This is a genomic window from Xanthomonas albilineans (assembly GCF_009931595.1).
In the GTDB taxonomy this organism is placed as follows: Bacteria; Pseudomonadota; Gammaproteobacteria; order Xanthomonadales; family Xanthomonadaceae; genus Xanthomonas_A; species Xanthomonas_A albilineans.
On sequence record NZ_CP046570.1, the window covers coordinates 227,581 to 250,161 of the forward strand.

Consider the following 22,581-nt stretch of genomic DNA (forward strand, 5'->3'; position numbering starts at 1 on the left):
TTTTCCGCTCCTAGGTCGCGCCCTGACGGGTGCCAGGATTGAAACGAGGCGATGGAACCTGCGTTGGACGAGCGCGAACTACTGACCCGGCTCAGCCAAGGCCGTCTTTCCGGCGATGCCCTGGCCCGCTCGTGTGGGTTGACCCGGGCTGCAGTGTGGAAGCGGATCCAGGCACTGCGCGCAGCTGGCGTGGAGATCGATGGTCGCGCCGGCGAAGGCTATGGCCTGGCGCGGCCATTGGAGTTGCTCGATGTCCAGGCCATCCGCGCCGGGCTGGTCCCGGCGGCACACGAAGAGCTGGCCAGCCTGGAGGTCGCCTGGACCCTGGTGTCCAGCAACACGACCCTGCTGGCGCGGCCGATCCCGGCACATGGCTGCGAGGTGCTGCTGGCCGAACGCCAGACCGGTGGCCGTGGCCGCCGTGGCCGGGTCTGGGCTTCGCCGCTGGCGGCGCATCTGTACTTGTCCGTGGCCCGTGGTTTCCAGGGGGGGCTGGGGCGGCTGGGCGGCTTGAGTCTGGCCGCTGGTGTGGCCGTGGCCGAGGCACTGCATGCCGCCGGTTTCGCCAAGGTCGGGTTGAAATGGCCGAACGACCTGCTCGCCGACGGCTGCAAGCTGGGTGGTCTGCTGGTGGAAGGGGGGGGGGAATTCGCCGGGCCGGCGCGCGCGGTGATCGGTCTGGGCTTGAATGTGCGCATGCCTGCGGCCAGCGCTGCGGCGATCGATCAACCCTGGACCGATCTGACCACGCTGGCCGCCGCGACGGTATCGCGCAACGCCATCGCTGCGGTCGTGGTGTCGCATCTGCTGCCAGCGCTGGCGCTGTTTGATGCGCAGGGGCTGGCGCCGTTCCTGCCGCGCTATGCCGCGCTGGACCTGTTGGCCGGGCGCGCGGTGCGTATCGACGATGGTGGTGTGGCGCGCGAGGGAGTGGCGCTTGGGTTGGCCGAGGATGGCGCGTTGCGGGTGGCGTTCGCCGATGGCGAACGGCCGCTGCATGCCGGCGATGTCAGCGTGAGGCCGGTATGAGCGATTGGTTGTTCGACCTGGGCAATTCGCGTTTCAAATTCGCCGCGTTGGAGCACGGCCAGGTAGGGACGGTGCAGGCCTGGCCGCACGGGGCCGAGGCGATGGAGATGGCGGCGGTGGCGGCCTTGCCACGCGGCGCGACCGCGTATGTCGCCAGTGTCGCGGCACCCGCCCTGACGGCCGTGGTGTTGGAGGCGCTGGAGGCCCGCTTTGCACAGGTGCAGGTAGTGCGGACGGCGGCAGTCTGCGCCGGCGTGCGCATTGCCTATGCGCAGCCGCGTTCTTTGGGTGTGGATCGTTTTCTGGCGTTGCTCGCCGCGCATGGCCAAGGCGACGTGCTGGTGGTTGGTGTCGGTACCGCGTTGACCATCGACCTGCTCGATCGCGATGGCCTGCACCGTGGCGGCCGCATTGCACCGTCTCCGACCACGATGCGTCAAGCCCTGCAACACCGCGCCGCGCAACTGCCGGCCGACGGCGGCGCATATCACGAATTCGCCGCCGACACCGCCGATGCATTGGCGTCGGGGTGCGATGGCGCCGCGCTGGCGCTGATCGAGCGTAGCCTGCAATATGCCGATGCGTTGCTGGGGCGGTGGCCAAGGCTACTGTTGCATGGCGGGGGCGTATCGACCCTGTTGCACGCGCTGCCGACGGCGGAGCTGCGTCCTTCGCTGGTCCTTGAGGGACTGGCGCTGTGGGTGCAGGCGCATGCTGTAACCAGGGACGCTCGGTAGAATCTGCCCATGCTCGTTCGCGCACTGCTCGTCGTCCTGACCATCCTCAATCTTGGGGTCGCGTTGTGGTGGGGGATGCAACCGCCGGCTCCGCGGACCACTCCGTTGCCGGCATTGCCGGTCGGGGTGGCGACATTGCAATTGGTGCAGCCGCCATTCGCTGCGGCACCTGCACAGCGTTCCGAATCCCCGGCGGCGAGTGTCACAACGGCTGGAGACGCCACGCTGCCGGTGCCGTCGGCGCCTGCGGTGTTCGCTGGCACCGAGAAGACGGTCGCTGCCGGCGCCGCTGCGGTTCCGTCGCCTTCGGCCGCTGCCGCTACGGAACAAGCGGTTGCGACGCCTGCGCCCGCCGCACCTGTCTGTCTGAGCCTGGGGCCCTATGCGGACCGCGCCGCCGCCGAGGCCGCACTTGCCGCGGTGCCGGCGACGCAGGCGCATCCGCACCTGCGTGAGTCCACCGACAGCGGTACCACCACGTTCCGTGTGTTGCTGCCGGTCATCGGTGGCGAGGACGGCCTCAGGGTCGCCGCCGAGCGCATCGCCGCCGCGGGTATTCGCGATTACTACCCGATTCGCCAGGGCGAGACCGGCAACGCCATCGCCCTGGGCCAGTACCGCAGCCGCGAAGGCGCCGAACGGCGCCTCGTCGAACTGGCCCGCTCCGGCGTCAACGCCGACCTGATTCCCGGCAGCGGCCGCACGCACTGGTGGCTGGACTTGCGTGCCGACTCCGCAGCGCAGGCGGCGATGCTGCGCTGGCACCTGGGTCGTGTGCGGCAACGCCCGTTGGATTGCGCCACGTTGCGCTAGAATAGCGCGTGCAGCTCACCACCGCGCGCCAACCGGGCATACTGCGCCCTCTCGCACGTGGTTGGTTCTTCATTGCCGCTTTAGCTCAGTCGGTAGAGCAACTGATTTGTAATCAGTAGGTCGTCCGTTCGATTCGGACAAGCGGCACCATACCCCCCTTTTTCGGCCACCGCCAAAGCTCCCCGTAGCGACACGATTTCTTGCGTAATCAGTGAGTTACTGGAGGCGTGAATTCCGTTCTGACCCGCAGTGACCCGTATCGAAAGGCACACGGGCACACGGAAAGGCACACAATGGGGTCATGGCATCCATCCGACCCCTTGGCAATCCGATACCGCGTGTTCGTCAAAGTAGACGGTCGGCGCGCGACCAGAGTGTTCGACACGAAGCGCGCGGCGCTCGCATGGGCACAGACAGGAGGCACTGCTGACCGGCACGCCTTCGGGCGGTGCGGGGGCGTACATCGACGTGTTCGGCTACACCTATGAGCGTTGAGTAGGGAAACCCCGACCCCACGACGCGGTGATCCCTGATTGAGCCGGGGAGCCGTCTACGCGATCTTGCGCATGGCGGACGCGGGGCCATAGATGGCCGCTCAACCCGCGTGGCGCTTGAGCAGCGCCGAGCCGGCTTGTGCCGGCATGCTTGCATCAGAACCCCAGCGATGAAGTTAGCGATGGCCGCTTAGCTCCACTTTTGACGATTGCTAAAAATAGGGGGAGATTACCGCTCTTGGTTGTCTACAAAATGCTGGCATGTCCAGTGTAGCTTGCAATGCGTTGCTGCTATTGGGTGAGTAGGGTTTTTCATGGACGAATACTTCAGCCCCGTCGTAGCATCTGGCCGAGACGTAATGGCGGTTCAACCGTCGCTTCGATCTGGCCGCCCTGGTGCTGCGACTGCTGGTGGCCGCAGCACGGATCACGTCATGGCCCGAACGTCACTTGTGCGATGTGCCGCTCTTCCCCGCTGAAGTAGCGGGCTAATCAGGAAAGTATTTCTTCTGGCTATGGTTGAATTTCTGAAAATAAACCATTGGAGTTTTATGAAAAGCGTAATCATTTCAGTGTGTTTTTTGAGCCCTTTATTTTTTTTCGTCTATTGCTGATGCGCAAGTTGTTGCCAAAAGCTGCGAGGGGTGCAGTGAAAAGCAGTTGTTTCAAGTCGTTGCTAAATGTAGTGCCGGTAGTACTTATGTTGCGGATTTTTCTAATAATGCACTCTATAACGCTTGTTCGTATATTGATGTTAATGATGTTAAGCCTTATACTCGCACGCCTGCGGTTCAGTATAATGCGGTCAATCAGGATTATCAGAGAGTCTTCAATGATTATCATCAGGTTTACATCAATAATGGTCGATCACTTGGTTACACTGCTTACCTTCATGGCACTCTATCTGTATCGTCTTCCCAAGACTATTTTATGAGTCGCTATGTCTCCATCTTTTTGGATTCACTTATTTCAACCGCTCAAGCGCAAAGCTCTTCCAGTGATAATGGCTATATTAACGCTTATGATACCGTAGTGTCGGTGCAGGCGAACTAGAACGTGATTAATCGCTTGACAAGTCAGGCTTTCAGTGCGCCGTCGCTATCTGAAGCAAACCCCGGATTTGGTCCTGGCCTTGTCGGGGCAATAGCTCAACTAGAAAACGCTTTTAACTCAAGTCTCATAAATTTCAGTAATTTTAATGCGACTTACATCGTTGAATTTCCCGACGGTAGTCAGCGCACTTATCGGGTTGATTTTCAGGCCCATAGCTACGCTGCTGTTCCGGGGACCGCTCGTGATTCTCACGGCAATATAATTGCAGAAAACAAGGCAATGGTCAGCAATGGAAGTTCCATCGCAAGGTATAATTTCACAGGTGATCCTGGTTATGACCGAACAAATTTTATTCATCTGGCTCAGGGCTTTGGGGCCCAGGGTGATTTTAGTCAGGCGATGAACTGGGCTGGTGCAGAATGTTTCTGGGATGGTACAACGCTCAGTTGCTCGGAGAGTAGGTAGTGTCAGGGATAAATAATTTATGGGTCTTTATTCTTTGGGTTCTGCCTTTGTTATATGTATGTTTTTCGCGAAAGTCTGTGGGGCGTGTTAAATTTATTTGGATAGTTCTTGTTTTCTTTTTTTCATACTTTGCATTAATATTTTATATTTTATCAAGGCCGCGCAACGTCAATCGGGATTGATTTTATAAGGGCCGCCCTGCCATTTAGGGCGGCCCTCTTTAGGGGGCTGAATAATTCCAAATTTCGAGGTTTAAACCGCCCTGGCTTTCCCGGAGGCTGTTTGGTTTGAGTCACGCTGCTTCGCGCAGCGCGGGCTGTTGCCGATAGTAAGCCGCCTCGGCTTGCGCTGGCGGTATGTTCCCGCTCGGCCCCAGCAGTCGTTGGTGGTTGGGTAATCCCCTCAGTGTTGGATCACCGCAACCTGACGTCTGAACTGCCGGTGGACTTGATCGAGAGCCTGTTTGGCAAATCGCCCTCGATGCGCGATTGATGCAGTCCTGGAGGCCGAAACTGAATGGCGTTTGGGTTCATTCACCTGAAATCCACAGTCGTGACGGCACATTCGCTCGCAGGCGGTAGCGCGGCGGCGCCCATCGTCATGGCCCAGACCATCTTCGATTGCAAGAGGAATTCCCGATGAAGCGACTGACTACCCTGATGATGCTGACCCTGTTCTGCGCTGGCCTGCTGAGCGGCTGCAACACTGTCGCTGGTGCCGGCAAGGATATGCAGAAGGCCGGCGAGAAGGTGGAGGACAAGGCCCAGGATTGCAGCGCGGGCAAGTGCTGAGTGTCTCGGTCATGCGCGGCGGCAGACTGTTGCGCACGACCGGTACACGATTCCGCGCGGTGACAGTGCCGCGTTCCATGACCAAGTAAGGAGTGAATTTTATGAAGCGTACGTTTGCGTGGATGCTGTTGGCGATCTTCTCGGCGGGCCTGCTGTCCGCTTGTAACACCGTTGCCGGTGCCGGCAAGGATGTGCAGAAGGCTGGCGAGAAAGTCGAAGACGCGGCTGCCAAGAAGAACTGAGCGGCGGACTCGACGATGAAAACGGGCCGGCTTACCGGCCCGTTTTTTGTTATGGGCCTGGCCCCTTGCGTGGCAAGCACGACTATGGCTAGACGCGATGCACTGTCGCGTTGGCACCGCGATTGAATCGACCACGCCCCGGAACGCGCGCGCGCTGCGGTTAAACTCGTCGGGTTTCCCTCGGCTTCCATTCCGCATGACCACCCGCGTTCTCACCGGCATTACCACCTCCGGCACGCCGCATTTGGGCAACTACGTCGGCGCGATCCGTCCTGCGCTGCAGGCCAGCCGGCGTCCCGGCATCGAGAGTTTCTTTTTTCTGGCCGACCTGCACAGCCTGATCAAGGCGCAGGACCCGATGCGTACCCAACGCTCGACGCTGGAGATCGCCGCCACCTGGCTGGCCGCCGGCCTGGATCCGGCCCAGGTATGGTTCTATCGCCAGTCGGACGTGCCGGAGACCAATGAGCTGACCTGGTTCCTGACGTGCGTCGCCAGCAAGGGCATCCTCAACCGTGCGCATGCCTACAAGGCCGCGGTCGACAAGAACCGCGCCGATGGCGAAGACGAGGATGCTGGCGTGACGGCGGGCTTGTTCATGTATCCGGTGCTGATGGCCGCCGACATTCTGCTGTTCAAGGCACAGCAAGTGCCGGTGGGTCGCGACCAGATCCAGCACATCGAGATGGCGCGCGATTTTGCCCAGCGCTTCAACCATGTTTATGGTCGCGACTATTTCACTTTGCCCGATGCGCTGATCGACGAACAGGTGGCGACGCTGCCGGGACTGGACGGTCGCAAGATGAGCAAGAGCTACGACAACACCATCCCGTTGTTCGCGCCGCGCGAAGAACTGAAGAAGCGCGTGTTCGCCATCGTGACCGATTCGCGCGCGCCCGGTGTGCCGAAGGACACGGAGGGTTCGGCGTTGTTCCAGCTGTACCAAGCCTTCGCCAATGTCGAGGAGACTGCCGCGTTCGCGCAAGCCTTCGCCGACGGCATCGGTTGGGGCGAGGCCAAGCAGCAGCTGTTCGAGCGCATCGATGTCGAGATCGCGCCGATGCGCGAGCGCTATGACGCGTTGATGGCGCGTCCGGAGGCGATCGAAGCGACCTTGCGCGACAACGCGCAGCGCTTGCGCGTGCGTTACGCCACGCCGTTCCTGGTCGAATTGCGGCATGCGGTGGGATTGCGCGATTTATCGCAGCGCGACGCCGTATCGAACGCGACGGCCACTAAACAGGTGCTACCGAGTTTCAAGCAGTACCGCGAAGGCGACGGCCAGTTCTATTTCAAATTGCTCGATGGCGAGGGTACGTTGTTGTTGCAGAGTACAGGCTTCGCTTCGCCGCGCGATGCTGGGCAGACCATCGCCGCACTCAAGCAGGTCACGCAGGTCGATGCGCTGCAGGCGATCCCGGTCGTCCTGGTGGCACCCGCCGAAACGGCCATGCATGCGTTGCAGCGTTTGCGTGAAGCGGGCTGATCGCAACGTCTGTCTGGCAGCGGAGTCGGCCCCGATGCGGAAGTCGGATCGGGGTTGAAGCCTCGCCTTAAAACGGGTGTTTCTGCTGCGTCGGCTTGGGCTGTCAATGCCATCCATGCGGCCTAGAATGGGCCTTTCGCACAGCCACTGTCTTACGCCATGCCACGCGATCCCAGCATTCATCTCGTCGATACCGGTTTCCAGCGCGCGCAGTTCGATGCTGCCTATCTGATGGTGGAGGAGGGGCGCGGAGCTTTCGTCGATTGCGGTACCAGTCATGCCGTGCCGGTGTTGCTGCACGCGCTGGAGTGCGCTGGCCTGGCGCCGGACGAGGTGGACTGGCTGATCCTCACGCATGTCCATCTGGATCATGCCGGTGGCGCCGGTGCGCTGCTGCAGCGACTGCCGAATGCGCGCCTGTTGGTGCATCCGCGCGGCGCGTCGCACATGATCGATCCGGCGCGGCTGATCGCGGGCGCCACGGCGGTGTACGGCGAGGAGGAGATGGCGCGCAGTTATGGCAGCATCGTGCCGGTGCCGGTCGAGCGCGTGGTCGTTGCCGAGGATGGTCATCGGTTGCGGTTGGGCGCGCGCGAATTGTTGTGTATCGATACGCCCGGCCATGCCCGCCATCATCTGTGTGTGTGGGATGCGCGTAGCCGCAGCTGGTTCACTGGCGATACCTTCGGGCTGTCCTACCGTGAATTGGACAGCGCGCGCGGTGCGTTCGCGATTCCGACGTCCTCGCCGGTACAGTTTGAGCCGGAAGCAATGCGCGCCTCGATCCAGCGCATCCTCGATCACGTGCCGCAGACCCTGTATCTGACGCACTACGGCCCTGTGGAAGGCGCGGCGCCGCTGGCGGCGGAGCTGTTCGAGCAACTCGATGCGATGGTCGCGATTGCCCGTGGCTGCGACGGCCGTCCTGATCGTCATCGTTGTCTGGTTGCCGCATTGACCGCGTTGTACCTGGAGCGTGCACGCATGCACGGTTGCTCGCTGGACGATGCCGGAGTGGAGCGCGTGCTGCACATGGACATCGAACTCAATGCGCAGGGGCTGGGGTGTTGGTTGGATCGTCTGGCAGGTTGAGTGGCGCCATGCGCGCTGCGCAGGTAATGATCTCACCGCGCTCTGTCTGCCGGCGCCGTCACGTTCTACACTGTGCTGCCCACTCGTCGTCAGGTCGTGATCGTGAACCCGATGCGCATGTTGCTGCTGTCCGCCGCTCTGTTCATGGGAGGTGCCGCACAGGCAGCCAACGATGCGTCAGTTGGAGAGGGCGGCAGCGAGATAGATGCCTCGGAATGGCATGGAGTGCCATTGGCCTATGATTCGGACGAGTGCGGTGGATCCGTCCCACTAGGCTAGAAAGCCATCGCCTCTGGCCATCTTCGTTCGCTCGCCTCCCTGCTCCCTGCTGCTTGGCCAAGCAGTAGTCGACCCCCAGCGAGGACCGAAGGAGGGCCCTCGCCGAAGCGCTGCGCCGGCCGGCTCAGGCAGTGGTGGAAATCAGGCCACCCACGATGCCCTGGTTGAGCAGATCGCCGACGACGGTACCCGTCAGGTTGGGATTTTCTTTAAGCGCGGACGACAATGCCGGGGTCAACGTGTTCTGGCCAGTGAACACGCCTGATGCGTTATAGATGCCGGGTGTCGACGGAGGGTTCCCGATGCCATCCAGAATGCCCTGGGAGTAAGACTGGTTTGCCTGATTTTGGTTCAGGTCGGGCGAGGTGCCGTCGGCCGAACCAGCACTGACGATGGTATTGAACAGACCGGCCGCAGTGTAGGTGAGGCCCTGTTCGGCAGGCGAAGAAGTGCCGAGGCTGAGGATCACCGACGCATCCGATGACAGCGAGACGGCTTGCTGCACGGCCGCAGTGTCATTGCTTGCCTGGACCGTGTTACCGAACGGGTTCGTTGTAGCGGTGGCGAATGGGTTTGGTGCGCTACCTACCGACGGCAGTGAAGTATCGATGCTGGCCATGGTAGTTCCGAAATGAAGGATATAGGGCTGAGATACGCCCATGATGCTGAATAGATTATTAACAAGAAGCCGTTGGGTCGTCAGGCCCGGCGAGGGCTTGGGGAAGGCGTCGGTCTGGCATCGTCGCCAGCCTTGTCCGGCGCTTTTGTGTCACTGGCCTGGAATGGGCGATGTACTTCGAATATTTGACTGCGAAGTTATCTGGAGTGCGTTGAGACAAGGCCAGTCACGTAAGTTTGGCGCGCGCCAATATGGCGTACCGTCGGGCTGGCCGTCAGTGCCACGCTGCATGCGTCGCGCGGGTTGACTTGGCCATGGCAAGGACGGCACCAGCAGTATCGCGCTAGGCACGGCGGATGACCAACGCATCTGGCTTCAACGTGCGTCGTCACAAGCCCTAGAATTCGAGGCCATCTTCTTCGTTCATGTCGTTTGCGTATGTCATCTCTGTTCGCTTCGGTTGCTCCTGCGCGCGCGCGGCTTTCCGCGGCTGTTGGTCTGTTGTGCAAGTTCTGGCCGGTGCGGCGGTGATCTCGGTGGCGAGGACATGGCGATGAGCGTTGCCGAGCACGACTTGCGGCGCGGTTTATGGATGACTGCTGCGACCTTCGCGCTGTGGGGCGTGGCGCCGCTGTATTGGCATTTGCTCAAGGCGGTGCCGTCTGCGCATATCATCGCCCACCGCGTTGTGTGGAGCGCCATGTTGGTGGTGGCCTGGCTGCTGTACAGCGCACGCCTGCAGTGGTGGCGGCGCATCGCCGCGCAACCGCGTGCGCTGGTCACGCTTGCGTTCAGCAGCTTGGCGATCGCCTTCAACTGGGGCCTGTACATTTGGGCGATCAATGCAGGGCATGTGATCGAGAGCAGCCTTGGTTATTTCATCAGTCCGCTGGTCAACGTGTTGCTCGGGGTATTGGTGTTGCATGAACGCCTGCGTCGGCTGCAATGGTTGGCGGTGGCCTGTGCTGCGCTCGGTGTGGCTTGGCTCACTGTCGATGCAGGCACGCCGCCTTGGGTCGCGCTGGGTCTGGCCTGCTCGTTCGGACTGTACAGCCTGCTGCGCAAGCTGGCGCACGTGGATGCGGTGGCTGGATTGGGCGTGGAAAGCGTGTATCTGTTCCTGCCGGCCCTGGGCTTCGTGCTCTGGGGCGAGGCCGGTCACGGCGGCGGGTTTTTGGGCGCCTGGGGCTGGCGCGACGACGTGTTGTTGATATGCGGCGGTGCGGTCACGGCGGCGCCGCTGATCGGTTTCGCCTATGGGGTGCGGCGCATTCCGTTGTCGCTGATCGGATTGCTTCAGTACATCTCGCCAAGTTTGCAGTTGCTGCTGGGTGTTTGGTTTTTCGGTGAGCCCTTCGATGCTGACCGGGCGCTGGGCTTTGCTGCGATCTGGATCGGGCTGCTGCTGTTCGCTGGCGAGAGCGTGTGGCGCTCGGGGATCGGGCGGCGCCGCGGAGCGGCATAGAGGGTCGATATGGATGATCGCGGGAGGCGATTCGGCACTCAACTTCGGTTGGTGTTCACGGTCGGGGTGACGGTGAACTCCTGGGTTGCATCCACGCGTGGTGGCAGCGGCTGCGGACAGTCGCCGTCGTGGCGTGGCGCTGGTAATTCGGCGAACCAGTCTTCTATCGTGGGCGCCAGCAGATCCAGCCGCATCGGCAGGCTCAGGTGATTCTCGCCGGGCATCTCCAGGTAGTGCGCACGCGGCGCGTCCAGTGCCAGCAATCGGCCGTGCGCAACCGGGATATGTTGGTCGGCACTGCCATGCAGCAGCAGCACGCAGGCGGTCGCGATGCGTGCTGCGGCGGTGACGTCGACTTGGTCCAGATTCAGCGCCAGACGTTGATTGGCGCTGGCGATCACCGCGTCCAGGTTTTGATCGCCATAGCGCCACCGCGCCAGATCCATCGCGGCGCTGGCCATCCAGCCGCGCGGGTGACTGGCGAGCATGTGCGGGATCATGTCGCGGATACCGCGGCCTGCGTTGGCGAAGGACTCCAGCGCCACCACACCCTCGACCGCCTTGCCGAGCTTTTGCGCGGCGAACAATGCGGTGGCCGCGCCGTAGGACACCCCGAACAGGTAGACAGGCCCCTGCACTTCGCCGCGCGCGCGCAGGGCGTGGATCACCGCGACCACGTCATCGGATTCCCGGGTGCCGTAGCCGGCCGGCCCGCCGCCGGAACGGCCGTGGTTGCGCAGGTCGATGCTGATGCTGCGGTAGCCAGCTTGAGCCAAGTCTAGCGACCATGGCAGCAGCGAGTCGCCGTCCATCATCCAGCCGTGCAACAGCACCACGGTGCCGCGCGGCGCTAAGTGTGTCCCGGGCACCGGTGTCGCCACGTCCATCGCGAAGTCGGCGTGTTCGTGGCCGTTGGCGTTGCGACTGGCGTGTTCGTAGCGGTAGCGCATGCGGTAATCGCCTGGGTCGATCGCGCGCCAGAAGATCGGGATGCCGCCCGGCACCACCACGTGTCCGCTGCGATTGGGGAGGGTCGCCAGCAGGCTTTGGATGCGTTCCTCGTCCATCAGCGGCGATACGCCACCCGGTGCGACCAGACGGTCGCTCAGCGAGGTGGAGGAGCAGGCGCCCAGGCACACGCTGGCGCAGAGGACAAGCAACAGGCACAGGCGCGACGACATGGCGGTAACGGAAATTGAAACAAATGGCTGCGCAGGCTACTCCCTGGGAGGGGGGCTGCTCTACCGTGTTTTCATGACCAAAAGATGACGTATCGCCTATTGGGCCAGGCCGCGAGCACGATCTTGGACCCCGCGCCGGGTCGCTGGAGCGTGCCCAGGGAGGTGGTGATCGGCAGCCGTGCGGCGCGCAGCGCCGGGAGACGGGGCGCCGACCAGGCCAATGCCCAGGGCGCATTTCAGCTCCGGTTCACAGCAGCGTGGCCGTTGATCGGAATGCTGCGCTTGGCTGAGCGCTGAAGTCGTTACGGCCCTACAATGCCCACACAGGGACCGGCGGTCCGTGTTCGATTCGGTGTTAGCGGAGGACCAGGCAATGGTGCGTGGCGCATTGGGAACCCTACGACTGGACCTGGAGGCGGATATCGACGTCGCCGCCAGAGTGGCCGACGGCGAGGTCGCGTGTCGTGTGCTGCATGCGCGGTCGCCTGATCTGCCGGTCATTGACATCGAAACGTCCGAGTTCAGCGGACTGGAAATGGCTCTGCGCATTCAGCGTCAGCAGTTGCTGGTGCGTGTGGCCATGGTCACTCCCTTTGTCAGTCCGGGCTTGCCGGGCTTGCTGTGGCGCGAGTGGTGGGTCGGTGCGATCCGTCAGGTGTATCGCGGGGCCGCGCGCGCGATCCAAAATTGGCACTGGACGCTTGGTCCTAGCGAGGCAGATTCACACAACCACCGCGAGCGTCGGGTTCTGCGCCTTGCCGGCGAAGGTGCCATGGCCCGCGACATGACAGCCACGCCCGGTTTCTTGTGTGCCACCGGGGGCAATTGTTTGTTCGAGGCGATCGGCAATTGGCGTCGGCAACTGTATCGAAGCGGCGCGGCTGGCGCTTCACAAGGAGGCGATATGATTCGATCTGGGTTTGCTCTTGGAACTCATCTGGCGGTTTGCGCATGATCCCGCATTTTGGTCTTGGTCCGGAGGACGACGGGCCTTCTCTCTCTCCGCGCGTCGACGTCATGTCCTGCGCGACGATCAATCGCTATGGCGTGCCGCTGGCGTTGCTGTTGTTGATCGGGATCAGTGCCGCGCTGTTGTTGGGGAGTCAGCGCTTTCTCGCCGATGCCGCTTCGGTGGAGCGCAGCAACCAGGTCGTTGCCGGGATCAATGTCCTGCAATTCAACCTCAGCGATTGCGACGCCGCGTTGCGCGGTTTCCTGCTGCTGGATGACAACGAGGATCTGGTCGATTTCCACCGTTGCGAGCAGTCCCTGCCGTCGCGTCTGCAACAACTCTCCACTCGGCTGCAGGACAATCCCGCGCAATTGTCGCGACTGCGTTTGGTTCAGGCCCAGATCCGCGAACGCATGCAAATCAGTGAGCATGCGATTGCGCGCCTTCAGGTCAATGACGCGACGATGCGGCCGGAGATGGCGCGCGTTCGCCAGGCCGGCACGCTGTCGCAGGCCACGCGCCGCAATACGGATGCAATGCTGCACAGCGAGCGCGACCTGCTCGCGACACGCATGCTTGCCACTGCTGATAGCGCCGGCATGCTACGTCTCTTGGCCTTTGGTGGCATCCCCGGCGTGTGCGTGCTCACGCTCTGCTTGTATATGCTGCTGCGCCGCGAAATCGGTCGTCGGACTCAGGCCGAGCGTCTGGGTCATCATGCCAACGCGCTGCTCGTGGGCACTGTGCAGCAAATGCAGCGCACCGAACAGGATCTGCGCACGCTCAACCGCTGCAGTCGCGGGCTACAGAGTTGCGTGCAGCAAGATGAAGCGGTCGAGGTCGCACGGCAGGCGCTCGAGCGCCTGCTCGGTGCGGCCGGGTGCAGCGTGTACTGCACCGATGCTGCTGGCGAGCAGGTGGTGTGTGTCGCCCATTGGGGCATGGACGCGGCATGTGCGCCATCGCTGTCGCTGGAACGTTGCGAGAGTCTATGCCGACGCGCTACCCAGGTGATGCAGCCCGGCGCAACGTCGCTGTGTGCACAAACCTCCGATGTCATCTGCGACCCCGCGCAAGCGCTTTACGGCGCTTGTGTGCCGATGATCGTACAGGGCGAACGGCTGGGGATGATCCATCTGTCCAGCCCCAACCTTGCCGTGCTGGAGCGGCTGAACCTGGTCGAGGTGGTGGCCGAGCAACTGGCGATGGCGCTGCATAATCTGCATTTGCGCCATCGCCTGCGCACGCAGTCGATTCGTGATCCGCTGACCGGGCTGTATAACCGGCGCTATCTGGAGGAGTCGCTGCTGCGCGAACTATCGCGCTGTGCGCGTCGGGATCTGCCGTTGGCACTGATGATGTTGGATTTGGACCATTTCAAGGCGCTCAACGACCGCTTTGGTCATGCTGGCGGCGACGCGTTGTTGGCTGCCTTCGGCCAGTTGCTGGGGGGGCTGGTGCGACCGGAAGATATCGCCTGCCGTTACGGTGGCGAGGAGTTCACGGTGATTCTCCCGGGGGCCGCCGCAGACGTTGCGCAACGACGCGCCGAACAGATTCGCGCGGCGGTCGAGCAGATGCAGGTACAGCATCATGGGCAAATGCTGCCCTCGATCACGGTGTCGATCGGCGTGGCGGCTTATCCGGAGCATGGCAGTACCGGCGAGGAACTGCTGCGCTGCGCCGACGCAGCGCTTTACTGTGGCAAGCGTAGCGGTCGCAATCGAGTCGCCTCGGCTGTGACCGAGCGGAGCGTGAACGACAATCGCCAGCTTGCGTCATCGTAGGCGTTACCGTGCGTTGTGCGACTATGTCCGCTCGGGTGTTGCCGTTGGCCTAGCCGCTGTTGTGCCGCGTGCCATGCTTGCGAACACGTCGTCCCGGCGTATCCAGGCATGGAACAGCGCCGCGCACAGATGGCCCAACACCGTGGCGAACAGTAGATAACCCAGCCAGCCATGCGCGCAACGCAGCCCCGCGTACAGCGCCGGGTTGTGCGAGACGATCGCTGGCAGGTGTACGCCCGCCCATAGCACGATCGGATAGCCGCCAGCCGAGAGCATCGCCCAGCCCAACAGCGGCATCGCCAGCATCAGCGCATACAGCAAGCCGTGCGAGGCATGTGCGGCGATCTTTTGCCAGCGCGGCAGGTCGGCTGGTAGCGGCGGTGGGCGGTGCCGCAGACGGTTGCTCAGGCGTACCAGCGCCAGCAGCCCGATGGCGATGCCCAGCGGGCGGTGCAGGTCGAGCAGCCAGGGTCGCTGCGACACCGAGGCAACCATGCCGACGCCGACGAACAGCATGGTCAGAATCATCGCCGCCATCAGCCAGTGCAGCACGCGCGCGGTAAGGTTGAAGTGTCCGGATCGGTTGCTAGGGTTCATTGTGCAGTTCCTTTTTGGCCGATGGCATCCGGTGCCTGGCCGCGAGCGATCTCGCGCTCGCGGCGGTTGAACGACTGTGCGTAGACCGCCGATCGCGCAGCCAGAATCGGGTCGCCGGAGCCAGCGATGCCGTGCGGCAGGATCAGTGGGTCGTAGTTGAGATCGCGGCATGGGCCGGTGGCTTGCGGTTCGGCATGGTCGAGCACCAGCGTGCCGGCAACCACATTCTGCCGCGTCGGTGGCCAGGAGCGCGACGGATCTTCGATTGGATCGCCGGGTGCGGCCACGGTTATCACCAAGTCCCAGCGCAGCGGGCCGTGCGCCAGCCGCGTCTGCAGATCCTCGCCGAGAAAATTCGCATCGACCAGCGCGCGCTGCGCCGCCGACAAGGGCACGAACGGAGTATGCGGGCGCATCGACCAGCGCACGTAGCGGCTGCTGCCATCGGCCGCGGTGAAGCGGAAGGCGTTGACGCTGTTGTACTCGGTATTGGCCCAACTGTTCGACCATGGTGCGCTCATGGCCCATGCTTGGAACATGTGCGCTTCCGGATAGCGTTGCAGGAACGCGGCCATCTTCGCGGGATCCGGTTTGCCGGTTGCCGGGTCGGGCTGTGACGCCTGGATCTGCGCCATGAAGCCTTCCGGCGTGGCGACCACGAAGAACGGAAAGTTGTTCATCGCCATGCGCCATTCCTGGCCGTCGTCGCTGCGCAACTGCAGGGCCATGCTGCGCACTCGCGCTTGGCCATCGGCCCCGTGCGGGTCGCTGCCGCCAATCGACAGGCGGCCCAGTACCGGTACCGAGGCTTGGGCGAACACCCTCGCTTCGGACAAGGCCTGACCTTGGCCATTGCTCTCGAAGTGGCCGCTGACGCAGACCCCCTTGTTGTGTGCGCGGCGGAAGCCGGGATGCGGTGGACCACCGGCTTCGAGGGCATCGGTCATGTGCTGGGCGGTTAGCCGTTGCGGTCCGCCGAGCCAGCCTGCGCTCCAGGCGAAGGCGGCGGCGAGTGCAACGGCGATCGTGGCGATGCCAGCCAGCGCCAGCCAGGGGCGTTGCGGCGGCGTCGGATCGGGGTGGGGCATGTGCAGCTCCTGTGGTGATGGGGGTGACCTGGCTGGATGGCGCAATGACGTTGTGTCGCAGTCGTGCCGACGAAAAAAACCTGCCAGCAGCGACGCGGCATTCGGGCCCCGTTTTACACCGATTCGGACGGACGTATGGCGACAATTGCTTCATCCGTGCCGATGTCTGCACTTCGCGCATGATCGATTGCCTGCCATCGTGTTGCGGTACGCTGGTGCAAAGCCGGTGGCGGATATCGCCTGGTGCCTGGGGTTGCTGGTAACGCGCCGGCTTGTTCAAGCCGCGGTGCGGATCGGCGTCAAGGCGGCATCGGGTCGGGTGCAATCGTCAGCAGCAGGCTAGGGCAACGGTGGCTGTTGTTTCGTTCGGGTCGACATCGGCAGCCGTTTCTGATCGGCGTCGCCACTGCCGGGCGTCGCTGGGCGTTCTGCCAGCATCAGCGACAGCGCAGCCTTGGCCATCATGTGCGCGCTGATCGGTGCGGTGATGAACAAGAACGCGGTGATCAACAACTCGCGTGGCTGCGGGTCTTGCCCCAGGAACAGGTGATAGCCCACCGAGGCCAGCAGGATGCAGCCCACGCCCAGTGTGCTGGCCGTGGTCGACGCGTGTAGGCGCTTGAAGAAGTCCGACAGTCTCACCAGCCCCAGCGCACCGATCAGGATGAAAAAGCAGCCGACGATCAGCAGCAACGCCAGCGCGATGTGCAGCAAGGCGTTCATTCGACGATGTCCCGACGCAGTACGTATTTGCTCAGCACCACGGTACTGCCGAAGCCGAGCATGGCAATGATCAACGCTGCTTCGAAATACACCGGCGAATCCAGGTACATGCCCAATAGCATCACTTCGGCGATCGCGGTGATCGATAGCATATCCAGTGCCAGGATACGGTCGGGCAGGGTCGGGCCGCGCAGCAGCCGCCACAGCGCCAGCAGCATTGCCAGGGCCACCATGTGCATGCACACGACGATGGTGGTGTCGATGAACATGTCGTGGGTCATGGGAAGATCTCCATCAATGGCGCCTCGTAGCGGGTCTTGATTTGTCGGATCAGACGCTCGGCATTGTCCAGGTGCAGCACATGCACCAGCAGGTATTTGCGGTCGTCCGACAACGCCGCCGAAACCGTGCCCGGGGTCAGGGTAATCATGCTGGTCAGTGCGGCGATGCCGTGGATGTTGGCGATATCCAGTGGCACCCAGACGAAGCCGGGGCGGATCCGTGTCTGTGGTCCTAGCACTTGCAGCGCGACCATCACGTTGGAACGCACGATGTCCCAGGCCGCCACGCACAGCATCTTCGGCACCGGACGCAGCGTGCCGATGCGAGCGAACTCGCGGTCCAGGCGCGCGGCGAACAGCGGCACCGCCACGCCGAGTCCGCCGCCGAGCAAGAGTTGACTGGGGCTGACGCTGTCGCTCATCAGTAGCCAAAACGTGGTGACGGTGAGACTCAGCGGCCAGGACGGGAACAGCCTGCGCGACCAGGAGGAACGGACCATCTCAGGGCTCCCGCAGAACTGGTGCCGTGGCGCGCAACTGGGTGACGTAAGCGGATGGACGCAACACCTGCGCGGCGATGGCGTCGGTGTAGCGCAGCAGCGGTTCGGCTGCCAACGTCATGGTCATGCCGTAGCCGAGTAGCAGCAAGGTGGCGGCGATTTCCAGCCGCCGCCCCAGCGCCATGCGCGGGACGGGGATGAGCGCTGGCAACTGCGCAGTGCCGTGATCGACCGTGTTCTGGTGGCTGGGCACGTGCCAGAACAGTCGCACACCGCTGCGGCTCAGGCCCGTGATGACCATCAGGCTGCTAAGCAACACCGTGGTCCATACCGGGGCAGTGAGCGCCGCTGGCGTGGCGCCGAGCAGTGCGACCTTGGCCAGGAAACCGGACAGTGGCGGCAGCCCGGCCACCGAGATCGCCGCGATCAGGAATAGCAGCCCTGACAGCGTTTTCTCCGGCAGCGTGGCGATGCGGCTCTTGCGGTCGCCTGCATGGCCGCCACGCCGCCGGATCAGCTCGGCGATCATGAACAGTGCCGCGGCCACGAAGCTACTGTGCGCCAGGTAGTACAGGCCCGCGCTGAGCATGCCGGGTCGCTGCAACGCGAAGGCGACAAACAGCGTCGCCGCCGACACGATCACCAGGTAGCCGATCAACACCCGCAGGCGCACCGCCGCCAGCACGCCGAGCGCACCCAGCAGCAGCGTGGCCAGGCCCAGCCACAGCAGCCAGTCGCCGCCGTAACCATGCAGCATCGGCGCCTGGCTGCCGAGCATCAGCGTACTGACCCGCAACATCGCATACAGGCCAACCTTGGTCATGATCACGCACAGCGCCGCGACGGCTGCCGGCGCCCGCGCATAGGTTTCCGGCAACCACAGATACAACGGTAGCAATGCGGCCTTGGCGCAGAACACCAGCAACAACAGGCCGATTGCGGCTTTGATCAACGCCACGTTCTGCGCCGGTGCCTGCGACATGCGCTGCGATAACTCGGCCATGTTCAGCGAGCCGAGCAGTGCGTACAGCAACCCCAGCGCGATCAGGAACACGGTGGAGGACGTGACGTTGAACACCACGTAATGGAACCCAGCGCGCAGGCGCAGGCCACGACCGCCACTGAGCAGCAGGCCGTAGGAGGCGATCAACATCACCTCGAAGAACACGAACAGATTGAAGATATCGCCGGTCAGGAATGCGCCGTTGAGGCCGACCAACTGGAACTGGAACAGCGCATGGAAATGCGGCGCACGTCGATCCCAACCCGCGCAGGCGTGCAGCAGGCAAGCGGCGGCGAGCAAGGTGGTGGTCGCCAGCATCCACGCCGACAGGCGGTCGGCCATCAGCACGATGCCCAGCCGCGCCGGCCAGTCGCCCAGCAGATAGGCGTGGACCTGACCGTCGCCGACCTGCGCGCACAGCGTGGTCACCGCTGCGGCCAGCGCCACCAGCGCGGCCCACGCCAGCAGGCGTTGCAACCTGCGGCCAGCGCGACGCCGCTCCAGGAACAACGACAACCCGGCACCGAGCAATGGAATCAGAATCGGCAGGATCAGCACATGGCTCATGGCGCATTCTCCTCGTCCTGATCCGCGCGCGCATCGACATGATCGCTGTGGTTGTCGCCACGGTTGCGCAGCGCCAGCACGATGCTCAGCGCCGTCATCGCGAAGGCGATCACGATCGCGGTCAACACCAGCGCCTGCGGCAGCGGATCGGCATGTTCGGCCAGGGTCGGCGCGATGCCGTCGCGCAGCACCGGCGGCCTGCCTCGCGTCAGCCGTCCGCCAGCGAAGATCAGCAGGTTGGTGGCGTAGGACAGTACGTTCATGCCCAGGATGACATCGAAGCTGCGCGCGCGCAGCAGCAGATACACTCCCACCGCCGTCAGCACGCCGATCGCGCTCGCCAAGGCCAGCTCCATCAGTGCATTTCCCCGGTGATGGCCGAGCGTCGTGTCGGGTCGATGCGCCCGCGATGTGCCTCGCGCATGCGCGATGGCATGATCGTGCCCAACATCGACAGGATCAGCATGGTGCTGCCGAACACCGCCAGAAACACACCGGTGTCGAAACCCAGCGCGCTGGTCAACGACACCTCGCCGATCAGTGGCAGCGGCAAGTCGAGGTGGCCGCTGGTCAGCAATGGCGCGCCGAACAACAGCGCGCCCATGCCGCTGAGTGCTGCCAGCAACAGGCCCAGCGCGATGCAGCGGATGTAGTCCAAGCCGAAGCGCGATTCCACCGAAGCGGCGCCCTGGATCACGTACTGCATCAGCAGCGGTACCGCCAGCACCAGCCCGGCGATAAAGCCACCACCGGGTGCGTTGTGTCCGCGCAGAAACAAAAAGATCGACACGGTGAGGGTGAGCGGGAACAGCAATTGGGTCAGATCGGCCGGCACCGGTAGCGTGATCGGTGGGCCGGGCATGATCGTTTCGGGCGCCATCCGCACACCTCGCAACAGCGCATGCACCACCAGCGCGGCGATCGCGAACACGCTGATTTCGCCGAAGGTATCCAAGCCACGGAAGTCCACCAGGATCACGTTGACCACATTGCGTCCATACGCCTGCGGCAGCGCGCGTTGCAGCAGTTCGCCGGCCATGCTCGACGTCGGGCGGGTCATCACCGCATACGCCAGCAGGGCCATGCCGACACCGGCGGCGATCGCCAGTGTCGCATCGCGCAACTGCGGCCAGCGCCGTGGTTCCGGCGGCGACACATTGGGCAAGTAGTGAAGCCCCAGCAGCATCAACACCAGGGTGACCATTTCCACCAGCAATTGGGTCAGTGCCAGATCCGGTGCCGATAGGAACACGAAGACCAGGCTCACGCCCAATCCGCTGCCACCGACCACCACCACGGCCAGCAGGCGCTGGCGATACAGGCGCAGCGTGGCCAATGCGCTGCCGACGATCAACCACCACAGCGCCCAGCCCAGCGGCGGCATCGGCTGCGGTGCTGTCCACGACGGCCATGGTGGCGGCGTCGCGACGAACGGCGCCGCCGCGACCATCACGGCGGCCAACAGCAAACAGCGCAGGCTACGCTGCAGGCGGCCATTGACGAGTAGCCGGGTGGCGCGCGCGGCCAAGGTTGACAATGTCTGCATATGCCAGTGGAACAGGCGTTTGCCCAGCGAGCGGCGCACCTCGGTGTATAACGCCGTCAGTCGGCGCAGGCCGAAGTACAGCGTCACCCCGCCGATCACGCCTGCGAGGCTCATCGCCAGCGGCGCGTTCCAGCCGTGCCACAGCGCCAGGCTGTAGTCGGGTAGGGCGTCGCCGAGGATCGCGCTGGCGGCGCTGCGCAACACCGGCGCCACTGTCAGCGCCGGCACGGTGCCGACCGCTACGCAGACCAACACCAGGATCGCCACTGGAATCTTCATCCAACGCGGCGGCTCGTGCGGCATCGTCCGCAGGTCACGCGGCCCTTCGCCGAAGAACGTCTCGTAGACGAAGCGCAAGCTGTAGGCCACGCCGAACACCCCGGCCAGCAGGGCCGCGCTGGCGATGAACACGCGCATCGCTGCCGGTCCGTTGGTGTCCAGCGCCTCGGCGAAGAACATTTCCTTGGACAGAAAACCGTTGAGCAGCGGGATACCGGCCATTGCCATTGCGGCGATGATCGCTAGCGTGCTGGTGATCGGCATCCAGCGGCGCATCGCGCCGAGCCGGCGCATGTCGCGTGTGTGTGTTTCGTGGTCGATGATGCCAGCGGCCATGAACAACGAGGCTTTGAATACGGCGTGATTGAGCATGTGGAAGACGCCAGCGACCACCGCCATCGGTGTGGACAACCCGAACAGCATGGTGATCAAGCCCAAGTGCGAGATGGTCGAATACGCCAGCAGGCCTTTCAGATCGTGCTGGAAGATCGCCAGCCAGGCGCCGGTGAGCAGGGTGATCGCGCCGATGCCGCTGACCGTGTAGAAGAACAATGGGCTGCCGGCCAGCGCCGGATGCAGCCGCGCCAGCAGGAAGACGCCTGCCTTGACCATCGTCGCCGAATGCAGATATGCCGACACCGGCGTTGGCGCCGCCATCGCCTGAGGCAGCCAGAAATGCAACGGGAACTGCGCGCTCTTGCTGAAGATGCCGAGCAGGATCAACCCCAGTGCCCACGGATAAAGTGCGCTGGCGCGGATCGTCTCGCCGGCGGCGAGTACGGCGTCAAGCTGATAACTGCCGACGATGCGACCGAGCAGCAGCACGCCGCCGAGCAAGGCCAGGCCACCGCCGCCGGTGATCACCAGGGCCATCCACGCGCCGTCGCGCGCGTCCTTCCGATGCGACCAGAAGCCGATCAACAGGAACGAACTGATGCTGGTCAGTTCCCAAAACACCATCAGCAGCAGCAGATTGCCGGCCAGCACCATGCCCAGCATCGCGCCCATGAATAACAGCAGGGAGGCATAGAAGCGCGCCGCGTTCTCGCGCGCGCTCAGGTAGTAGTGCGCATACATCACCACCAGTGTGCCGATGGCCAGCACCAGCCCGGCGAACATCCAGGCCAGGCCATCCAGGCGCAGCGAAAACTGCAGCCCGATCTGCGGCAGCCAGGCGTGATCGCTGCGGACGATGTCGCCTTGCAGGACAGTCGTGGTCAACGTGCCCAACAGCACCAGCCCGGCCAGTGGCGCGATCGCCGCGACCCAGGCCAGCACAGCGCGTGTTCGATGGCGCAAGGCGACCACGCTGGCCGCTATCAGGAACGGCAGGGCCAACAGGATGATGAGGATGGGCATCATGCAGGGAATGCGCGATTCGCGTGCAGAGGACCGAGTGTAACAGGCAGGTTGTGGCGCTGACCGAGGTTGGAGTGGCTCGCATGCACGCGCATCGGCGCTCCGACTCGCAGCGCGCGATGCGTCTGCGAGCGTTGTGCCGCAGGAAATTGG

At 63.5% G+C, this 22,581-nt stretch carries 21 protein-coding genes, 1 tRNA gene and 2 pseudogenes; 14 read left to right on the plus strand and 10 right to left on the minus strand.

Annotated features, from left to right (window positions below; translation table 11 throughout):
* Positions 1-63: 63 nt before the first annotated feature.
* The 11 genes and pseudogenes from birA (at position 64) to XaFJ1_RS00960 (ending at position 8,202) form a co-directional block, all read left to right on the plus strand.
* Positions 64-1,029 carry a bifunctional biotin--[acetyl-CoA-carboxylase] ligase/biotin operon repressor BirA gene (birA, locus tag XaFJ1_RS00915; protein WP_045757152.1) on the plus strand — a complete coding sequence of 322 codons (966 nt, stop codon included), beginning with the start codon at positions 64-66 and terminating at the stop codon, positions 1,027-1,029.
* Positions 1,026-1,766, plus strand: a complete 741-nt coding sequence (locus tag XaFJ1_RS00920) for a type III pantothenate kinase (protein WP_012914814.1) — start codon at positions 1,026-1,028, stop codon at positions 1,764-1,766. Before birA ends, XaFJ1_RS00920 begins: the two co-directional genes overlap by 4 nt.
* Before the next feature lie 9 nt (positions 1,767-1,775).
* Entirely contained in the window at positions 1,776-2,579 is an 804-nt protein-coding gene (locus XaFJ1_RS00925; protein ID WP_012914815.1) for a hypothetical protein, read from the plus strand.
* Between the two features lie 74 nt (positions 2,580-2,653).
* Positions 2,654-2,729 (plus strand) — tRNA-Thr (locus XaFJ1_RS00930).
* 704 nt (positions 2,730-3,433) lie between these two features.
* Positions 3,434-3,565: pseudogene (locus XaFJ1_RS16020) on the plus strand (IS1595 family transposase); the annotation flags it as partial.
* 168 nt (positions 3,566-3,733) lie between these two features.
* Positions 3,734-4,126 (plus strand): hypothetical protein, encoded by a 393-nt coding sequence (locus XaFJ1_RS00935; RefSeq protein ID WP_155393626.1) that lies wholly within the window; start codon positions 3,734-3,736, stop codon positions 4,124-4,126.
* A gap of 3 nt (positions 4,127-4,129) precedes the next feature.
* Positions 4,130-4,591, plus strand: a complete 462-nt coding sequence (locus XaFJ1_RS00940; RefSeq protein ID WP_155393627.1) for a hypothetical protein — start codon at positions 4,130-4,132, stop codon at positions 4,589-4,591.
* Between the two features lie 638 nt (positions 4,592-5,229).
* A complete protein-coding gene (locus XaFJ1_RS00945; protein WP_012914816.1) occupies positions 5,230-5,382 on the plus strand; it encodes an entericidin A/B family lipoprotein in 153 nt (50 codons plus the stop codon).
* Positions 5,383-5,504: 122 nt separating this feature from the next.
* The gene (locus XaFJ1_RS00950; protein WP_407070999.1) at positions 5,505-5,624 is read left to right on the plus strand and encodes an entericidin A/B family lipoprotein; all 120 of its coding nucleotides are present in this window, start codon (positions 5,505-5,507) and stop codon (positions 5,622-5,624) included.
* 196 nt (positions 5,625-5,820) lie between these two features.
* Complete coding sequence (locus tag XaFJ1_RS00955; RefSeq protein WP_012914818.1) at positions 5,821-7,110, plus strand: tryptophan--tRNA ligase; 1,290 nt, start codon at positions 5,821-5,823, stop codon at positions 7,108-7,110.
* A 159-nt stretch (positions 7,111-7,269) separates the two neighbouring features.
* Entirely contained in the window at positions 7,270-8,202 is a 933-nt protein-coding gene (locus tag XaFJ1_RS00960; RefSeq protein ID WP_012914819.1) for an MBL fold metallo-hydrolase, read from the plus strand.
* 403 nt (positions 8,203-8,605) lie between these two features.
* On the opposite strand, the gene XaFJ1_RS00965 is transcribed toward XaFJ1_RS00960, so the two are convergent.
* Positions 8,606-9,100: a hypothetical protein gene (locus XaFJ1_RS00965; RefSeq protein ID WP_012914820.1), complete on the minus strand. Its 495-nt coding sequence runs from the start codon at positions 9,098-9,100 to the stop codon at positions 8,606-8,608.
* A gap of 553 nt (positions 9,101-9,653) precedes the next feature.
* On the opposite strand from XaFJ1_RS00965, the gene rarD reads away from it, so the two are divergent.
* A complete protein-coding gene (gene rarD / locus XaFJ1_RS00970; protein ID WP_045757153.1) occupies positions 9,654-10,565 on the plus strand; it encodes an EamA family transporter RarD in 912 nt (303 codons plus the stop codon).
* Between the two features lie 38 nt (positions 10,566-10,603).
* On the opposite strand, the gene XaFJ1_RS00975 is transcribed toward rarD, so the two are convergent.
* Complete coding sequence (locus XaFJ1_RS00975; protein ID WP_012914822.1) at positions 10,604-11,746, minus strand: alpha/beta hydrolase family protein; 1,143 nt, start codon at positions 11,744-11,746, stop codon at positions 10,604-10,606.
* 373 nt (positions 11,747-12,119) lie between these two features.
* Here XaFJ1_RS00975 and XaFJ1_RS00980 point away from each other — a divergent pair.
* Both XaFJ1_RS00980 and XaFJ1_RS00985 read left to right on the plus strand, forming a co-directional pair.
* Positions 12,120-12,654: pseudogene (locus XaFJ1_RS00980) on the plus strand (DNA-binding response regulator).
* A gap of 109 nt (positions 12,655-12,763) precedes the next feature.
* Positions 12,764-14,485, plus strand: coding sequence for a diguanylate cyclase (locus tag XaFJ1_RS00985; protein WP_045756675.1), 1,722 nt, complete (start codon positions 12,764-12,766; stop codon positions 14,483-14,485).
* A 21-nt stretch (positions 14,486-14,506) separates the two neighbouring features.
* Here XaFJ1_RS00985 and XaFJ1_RS00990 read toward each other — a convergent pair whose 3' ends face one another.
* The 8 genes from XaFJ1_RS00990 to XaFJ1_RS01025 all read right to left on the minus strand — a co-directional run bounded on the left by XaFJ1_RS00990 (position 14,507) and on the right by XaFJ1_RS01025 (position 22,428).
* Positions 14,507-15,082, minus strand: a complete 576-nt coding sequence (locus XaFJ1_RS00990; protein WP_012914825.1) for a cytochrome b — start codon at positions 15,080-15,082, stop codon at positions 14,507-14,509.
* Positions 15,079-16,170, minus strand: coding sequence for a catalase family peroxidase (locus tag XaFJ1_RS00995; RefSeq protein ID WP_012914826.1), 1,092 nt, complete (start codon positions 16,168-16,170; stop codon positions 15,079-15,081). Before XaFJ1_RS00995 ends, XaFJ1_RS00990 begins: the two co-directional genes overlap by 4 nt.
* A gap of 339 nt (positions 16,171-16,509) precedes the next feature.
* Entirely contained in the window at positions 16,510-16,893 is a 384-nt protein-coding gene (locus XaFJ1_RS01000) for a Na+/H+ antiporter subunit G (RefSeq protein WP_012914827.1), read from the minus strand.
* Complete coding sequence (locus XaFJ1_RS01005; RefSeq protein ID WP_012914828.1) at positions 16,890-17,174, minus strand: K+/H+ antiporter subunit F; 285 nt, start codon at positions 17,172-17,174, stop codon at positions 16,890-16,892. Before XaFJ1_RS01005 ends, XaFJ1_RS01000 begins: the two co-directional genes overlap by 4 nt.
* The gene (locus XaFJ1_RS01010) at positions 17,171-17,674 is read right to left on the minus strand and encodes a Na+/H+ antiporter subunit E (RefSeq protein ID WP_012914829.1); all 504 of its coding nucleotides are present in this window, start codon (positions 17,672-17,674) and stop codon (positions 17,171-17,173) included. The genes XaFJ1_RS01005 and XaFJ1_RS01010 overlap by 4 nt, the downstream gene beginning before the upstream one ends.
* A 1-nt stretch (position 17,675) precedes the next feature.
* Positions 17,676-19,244 (minus strand): monovalent cation/H+ antiporter subunit D, encoded by a 1,569-nt coding sequence (locus XaFJ1_RS01015; protein ID WP_012914830.1) that lies wholly within the window; start codon positions 19,242-19,244, stop codon positions 17,676-17,678.
* A complete protein-coding gene (locus XaFJ1_RS01020; RefSeq protein ID WP_012914831.1) occupies positions 19,241-19,600 on the minus strand; it encodes a Na+/H+ antiporter subunit C in 360 nt (119 codons plus the stop codon). Before XaFJ1_RS01020 ends, XaFJ1_RS01015 begins: the two co-directional genes overlap by 4 nt.
* Entirely contained in the window at positions 19,600-22,428 is a 2,829-nt protein-coding gene (locus XaFJ1_RS01025) for a monovalent cation/H+ antiporter subunit A (RefSeq protein ID WP_045757154.1), read from the minus strand. Before XaFJ1_RS01025 ends, XaFJ1_RS01020 begins: the two co-directional genes overlap by 1 nt.
* Between the last annotated feature and the right edge of the window lie 153 nt (positions 22,429-22,581).